Source organism: Streptomyces sp. NPDC051940 (assembly GCF_040680895.1).
Taxonomy (GTDB): Bacteria; Actinomycetota; Actinomycetes; order Streptomycetales; family Streptomycetaceae; genus Streptomyces.
The window spans coordinates 1-4,829 of the sequence record NZ_JBFAXR010000244.1 but is presented as its reverse complement, the minus strand read 5'-3'; the positions used below and the strand labels follow the sequence as shown (position 1 = coordinate 4,829).

General features: G+C 75.7%; 5 protein-coding genes. 2 read left to right on the top strand and 3 right to left on the bottom strand.

Annotated features, from left to right (window positions below; genetic code table 11):
- Nucleotides 1–111: 111 nt before the first annotated feature.
- From AB0M28_RS39865 to AB0M28_RS39855, 3 genes are read right to left on the bottom strand one after another with little or no spacing between them, the layout of a single operon-like run.
- A complete protein-coding gene (locus AB0M28_RS39865; RefSeq protein ID WP_365415643.1) occupies nucleotides 112–882 on the bottom strand; it encodes an adenosylcobinamide-GDP ribazoletransferase in 771 nt (256 codons plus the stop codon).
- A complete protein-coding gene (locus tag AB0M28_RS39860) occupies nucleotides 882–1,967 on the bottom strand; it encodes a nicotinate-nucleotide--dimethylbenzimidazole phosphoribosyltransferase (protein ID WP_365415641.1) in 1,086 nt (361 codons plus the stop codon). Before AB0M28_RS39860 ends, AB0M28_RS39865 begins: the two co-directional genes overlap by 1 nt.
- 57 nt (nucleotides 1,968–2,024) lie before the next feature.
- Nucleotides 2,025–3,197 (bottom strand): bifunctional adenosylcobinamide kinase/adenosylcobinamide-phosphate guanylyltransferase, encoded by a 1,173-nt coding sequence (locus AB0M28_RS39855; RefSeq protein WP_365415639.1) that lies wholly within the window; start codon nucleotides 3,195–3,197, stop codon nucleotides 2,025–2,027.
- A gap of 115 nt (nucleotides 3,198–3,312) precedes the next feature.
- On the opposite strand from AB0M28_RS39855, the gene AB0M28_RS39850 reads away from it, so the two are divergent.
- Together AB0M28_RS39850 and AB0M28_RS39845 are read left to right on the top strand one after the other, a co-directional pair.
- Nucleotides 3,313–3,528, top strand: coding sequence for a hypothetical protein (locus tag AB0M28_RS39850; protein ID WP_365415637.1), 216 nt, complete (start codon nucleotides 3,313–3,315; stop codon nucleotides 3,526–3,528).
- Nucleotides 3,529–3,640: 112 nt separating this feature from the next.
- Nucleotides 3,641–4,339, top strand: coding sequence for a phenylalanine--tRNA ligase beta subunit-related protein (locus AB0M28_RS39845; protein WP_365415635.1), 699 nt, complete (start codon nucleotides 3,641–3,643; stop codon nucleotides 4,337–4,339).
- Nucleotides 4,340–4,829 lie beyond the last annotated feature (490 nt).

Here is a 4,829-nt window from a genome sequence, read left to right as displayed (position 1 = left end):
TGACGGACCCGCTGCGCTCCAACTCCGGCTACTCCGCGCTGATCGCCGTGGTAGGCCAGGGGGGTCCCCGCCCGAGCCCTCACGGTGTGGGGATGGTGGGCGTTTCGCCCGTCAGGTGAATGCCAGGCAGAGGAGTGTTGTTGTCGTCGCTGTTTCCGTCAGGGCGCCGAAGACGTCTCCTGTTGTGCCGCCCAGGCGGCGGACGCAGTGGCGTAGTAGGAGGTTCGACGCCGTCAGGCCCAGGGCTACGGATGCCGTTGTGGTGAGTGCGGCCGCGGGGCCGTCCAATGTCCAGGACGCCGCCGCCAGGGTTGCCGTGGTGGTCGCCGTCAGCGCCCACGCGCCGCGCTGCGGGACCGTGCCGGCCACCGCGGCGCCCAGGCCGTCCGGGCGGGCCGGGGGGATCGACGGGCTGCAGGCCAGGACCAGGGACAGGCGGCCGCAGACGAGGGCCGTCGTCAGGCCGAGGGCCGCGTGGGGCCAGCCGTTCTCGTCGTACAGCGTGGTGACCGCCGCCACTTGCGCCAGCACGGTGAACACCAGGGTCAGGACGCCGAACGGGCCGATGTCCGAGCGCTTCATGACCGCCAGCGCCTCCGCCGGCGGCTTCGCACTGCCCAGACCGTCCGCCGTGTCCGCCAGGCCGTCCAGGTGCAGGCCGCGCGTGAGCGCTGCCGGCACCGCGATCGCCGCCACCGCCGCCGGCAGCGGGCCCGTGCCCAGTGCCAGCGCGCCGGACACCGCCGACGCGAACAGGCCCAGGATCAGGCCGACCAGCGGCGCCGCCCGCATGCCGGCGCGCGCCGCGTCCCGGTCCCAGCGGTGGACGCGGACGGGGAGCGCCGTGAGCGTGCCGAAGGCGAAACGTAGGGCGTCCGGCATCAGGTGATGTCGTCCACCGACGCGGACTGCGCGTCGTGCACGGCCCGTTCGGGGAGCTGCGACCACAGCTCGGCCGCCGCCTGCAGCAGCGGCAGGGCCATCAGGGCGCCGACGCCCTCGCCCGCCGTCACCCCGTGGTCGAGGAGGGGCTCGATGGCGATCCGGTCCAGGGCCTTCGCCTGGGCCGGCTCGCCCGTGGACTGGCCGGCCACCCACCAGTCCGGAGCGCGGAACGCCGCCCGCTGGCCGACGAGGGCCGCCGCGGAGGAGACGACGCCGTCGATGATCACCGGCGTCTTGCGGACCGCCGCCTGGAGCAGGAAGCCCGTCATCGCCGCCAGGTCCGGCCCGCCGACGGTCTGCAGCAGCTCGAGCTGGTCGCCCAGCACGGGCCGGGCCCGCCGCAGCGCGTCGCGGATCGCGGCGCACTTGCGCATCCACGCGAGGTCGTCGATGCCGCTGCCGCCCCGGCCGGTGACGACGGAGGCGTCCGTACCGCACAGCGCCGCGACGATCGCCCCCGCCGCGGTCGTGCCGCCCACGCTGAGGTCGCCGAGGACCAGCAGGTCCGTGCCCGCGTCGGCCTCCTCGTCGGCGATCGCCATGCCCGTACGGAACGCTTGCTCGGCCTCCTCGCGGGTCATCGCGTCCTCGACGTCGATCCGGCCGGAGCCCCGGCGTACGCGGTACTTCGTGACCTCCTCCGGCAGCTCGGCCGGGTCGCAGTCCAGCGACATGTCGACAACCCGCAGGGCCGCCCCGTAACGGCGGGCGAGGATCGCCACCGCGCTCTCCCCGGCCAGCGCCGCCTTCGCGAACCGCACGGCCGTGCCGGACTCGTTGGCCGACACGCTCAGCGACGCCACCCCGTGGTCGCCGGCGAACAGCACGACCTTCGGCTGCCCGATCGGCTTCACCGGCAGCCCGCCCTGCGCGGCGGCCAGCCACTGGCCGAGTTCGTCGAGCTTGCCCAGCGTCCCGGCCCGCGGCGACCGGCCCGCGCGCCAGTCCTCGGCGTCACGGCGGACACCGGAGTCCGGGCGGTCGATGTGCGTGATGAAGTCGTCGAGGTTCAGGGGCTCCATAGCGGCGCACATTAGCTCACGTCCCGCGCCCGATCACCCCGCAGGGCCCCGCACGTCTCACAACCCCGGCAGGCCCACCGCCCGGCCCGCCACCACCAGCAGGACCTCCTCGCACTCGTACGCCACCGCCGCGTTGAGCCGCCCCAGCTCGTCCCGGAACAGCCGCCCGGCGGGCGTCGCCGGTACGACCCCGGATCCGACCTCGTTGCTGACGGCGACCACCGTGCGGCGGGTGGCGCGGAACGCCTCGACGAGCCCGTCGGTGTACGGGGTGACGTCGCCGCCGTTCCAGGAGTCCGCCTCGTCCATGGCGTACGTCAGCCACAGCGACAGGCAGTCGATGAGCAGCGGCGGCCCGTCGGCGGCCAGCAGCGGTACGAGGTCGCAGGTCTCCGTCGTACGCCAGGACGCCGGGCGGCGGTCGCGGTGCTCCCTCACCCGCAGCGCCCACTCGGCGTCGCCCGCGCGGGTGCCGCCGGTCGCGACGTACTCCACGTCGGGGTAGGTCGCGAGCCGCCGTTCGGCCTCGACGGACTTCCCCGACCGCGCCCCGCCGAGCACGAGCGTGCGCCGCGGTACGACGGGCGGCCGGCCGGCGCCGACGGAGAGCGTCGCGCCGTCCAGAGCGGCCCGCGCCCCCGCCGCGGCCAGCTGCCGGTGCAACTCGCCGCGGGGCGGGGCGTCGTGGCCCAGATGTACGCCGACGACCTCCGTCGCCGGGTCCGCCCAGCCCTCCGCGCGCAGCCGGGCCAGCGCGTCGGGGCGGCCGGTGACGTCCATCAGCACCATGCCGTACGGCCGGTCCTGCCCCGCGCCCGCCACCGCGGCGCCCGGCGGCAGGTACAGCAGCCGGTCGCCGTCCGGTCCGGTCACGGCGTACCCCGTGCCGGGGACGTCGACGGCCACCGCGCGCACCCGGTGGCCGCTGAGGAGGGTCAGCTCCTCGCCGTCCGCGGCGCGGGCCGGTGCGGGCAGGCCCGGCGGCACGTCCACGGCCGGGCCGTCCGCCGGGTGCGTCAGCAGCACCTGGAGCACCCTGCCCAGCGACTTCCCGGCGTGCGCGGCGGCCCGCGCGACCGCCGGCGTCAGGTCGAGCAGCAGAACGCCGTCCACCAGGACGGACGTGGCGGCGCGGGCCGCGGGGCCGACCGCCTGCGCACAACGCGCGCACGGGCAGCCGGGTACGGGGAGCCCCTCGGGCGCGCCGGTGCCGAGCAGGGTGATGTCCACGGCACCATCCTCGCGCGGCACTTGCCCGCGCGCCGCACGGGGCACCCCCCACGGAGGGGACGCGGCCGGATACGCTGCGTACGACAGACTCGGCAGCACCGACGGAGGTTGGACGATGGCGGCGTGGACCTGGCGTTTCGAGAAGTCCGACGGCACCGGAACCACCCCGTCGGTGGAGCCGGAGGAGTGGACGACGCAGGGCGACGCGGAGTCGTGGATCGGCGAGGTCTGGAAGGACCTGCTGGCCGGGGGCGTCGACCAGGTGTGGCTGCTGGAGGACGGCACGGAGATCTACGGGCCGATGAGCCTGCACGCGGCTGAGGAGGGCTGATCGGCTCGCGCCGGTGTACTCACTGATCTGAGCTCCGGCTGGGGATTGGTCCGTTACGGCGCGCGCGGTTTGGCCCTCCACGCCGATGTGCCGTGCGGGCCAGGCTGATCCCATGTACTTCCAGCACGCGGACGCCCTCCGCTCCGACTTCCCCCAGCTCACCGCCTGCGCCCTGTACGCCGAGGGCATCGGCAAGGACGCCGTCGTCGACGCCCGCGTCGAGCACTACTGCGCGCTCGCGCGCGAGCGTCTCGCAGGCGGGACGGAGAGCGCGCTGCCGGAGATCCAGGCGTGGCGGCGGGCGTTCACGGCGATGGGCCTGCGGCCCACGCAGTACCGCTGCGCGTCCGAGTCCCTGCTGCGGCGCTTCCGCCGCGAGGGCGCGCTGCCGCGGATCCATCCGCTGATCGACCTGTGCAACGCGGTCTCGATGGCGTACGCGATCCCGGTCGCGGTCCTGGACGTCGACCGGATCGCGGGTCCGGGGCTGGAGGTCCGGTACGCGCTGGGGTCCGAGGTGTACGAGACGTTCTCCGGCGAGTCGGAGAACCCCGAACCGGGCGAGGTGACCTTCGTCGACGGCACGGGGCGCGCTCACGCGCGGCGCTGGACGAACCGGCAGAGCGGCTACTCGGCGGTGTCGGAGGGAACGCGCCGGGTGCTGGTGGTGGCGGAGGCCCTGCACGACTCGGCGACGGACGACGTCCGGCGCCTCGGCCTCGCGCTGTCGGGGGAGATCGCGTCCCTGTGGGGCGGCGTTCCCCTGCGCGGGGGGCTGGGGGGTGGGGGGCGGTTCGTGTTCGGGGGGTGAGGGGGCGGGTCGCGCTGCGGGGTGGGCGGTTGCCGGTCCGGGGTGAGCGGTTCGCGTTGCGTGCCCGGCGCCGCCCGCGCCTTCGGCGCGGGGTTGCCCCCACCCACACGCCACCCGTTGCGGTGCGTCTTGCCTGACGCCGGCGCCGTGGGGGTGCGGGGTGCGGCGTGCGTGACGCCGGCACCCCGCACCCCCTCCGGCCGCCAGGGTTCGCGCGGCGACCGGCGCGGTGGCGGCCTGGCCACTGCCGGTGGCGCGGGGGCGGGAGGCGTCCCGACCGGGACGGTCACCGCTCGGGGACGGGGGCACGGCTGTCGTCGCAAATCGAAGTGTTTCTGCGGCCCCAAGGGGCCTTGCCGGGCGGAGCGCGGGGGGACGGCGCTTCGCGCCGCCCAGTGGTCGGCTCCGCTGCGCTGCGCCGGGGGTATGCCTTCGGTGGGCCGGTGGGGTGGCGCCGGCTCCGCTGCGCTCCGCCGACCTGATGTGCAGC

Excerpts from the sequence above, each read along its gene's own strand:
- AB0M28_RS39865 (WP_365415643.1), bottom strand. The coding sequence starts at position 882 with ATGCCGGACGCCCTACGTTTCGCCTTCGGCACGCTCACGGCGCTCCCC.
- AB0M28_RS39860 (WP_365415641.1), bottom strand. The coding sequence starts at position 1,967 with ATGGAGCCCCTGAACCTCGACGACTTCATCACGCACATCGACCGCCCG.
- AB0M28_RS39850 (WP_365415637.1), top strand. The coding sequence starts at position 3,313 with ATGGCGGCGTGGACCTGGCGTTTCGAGAAGTCCGACGGCACCGGAACC.
- AB0M28_RS39845 (WP_365415635.1), top strand. The coding sequence starts at position 3,641 with ATGTACTTCCAGCACGCGGACGCCCTCCGCTCCGACTTCCCCCAGCTC.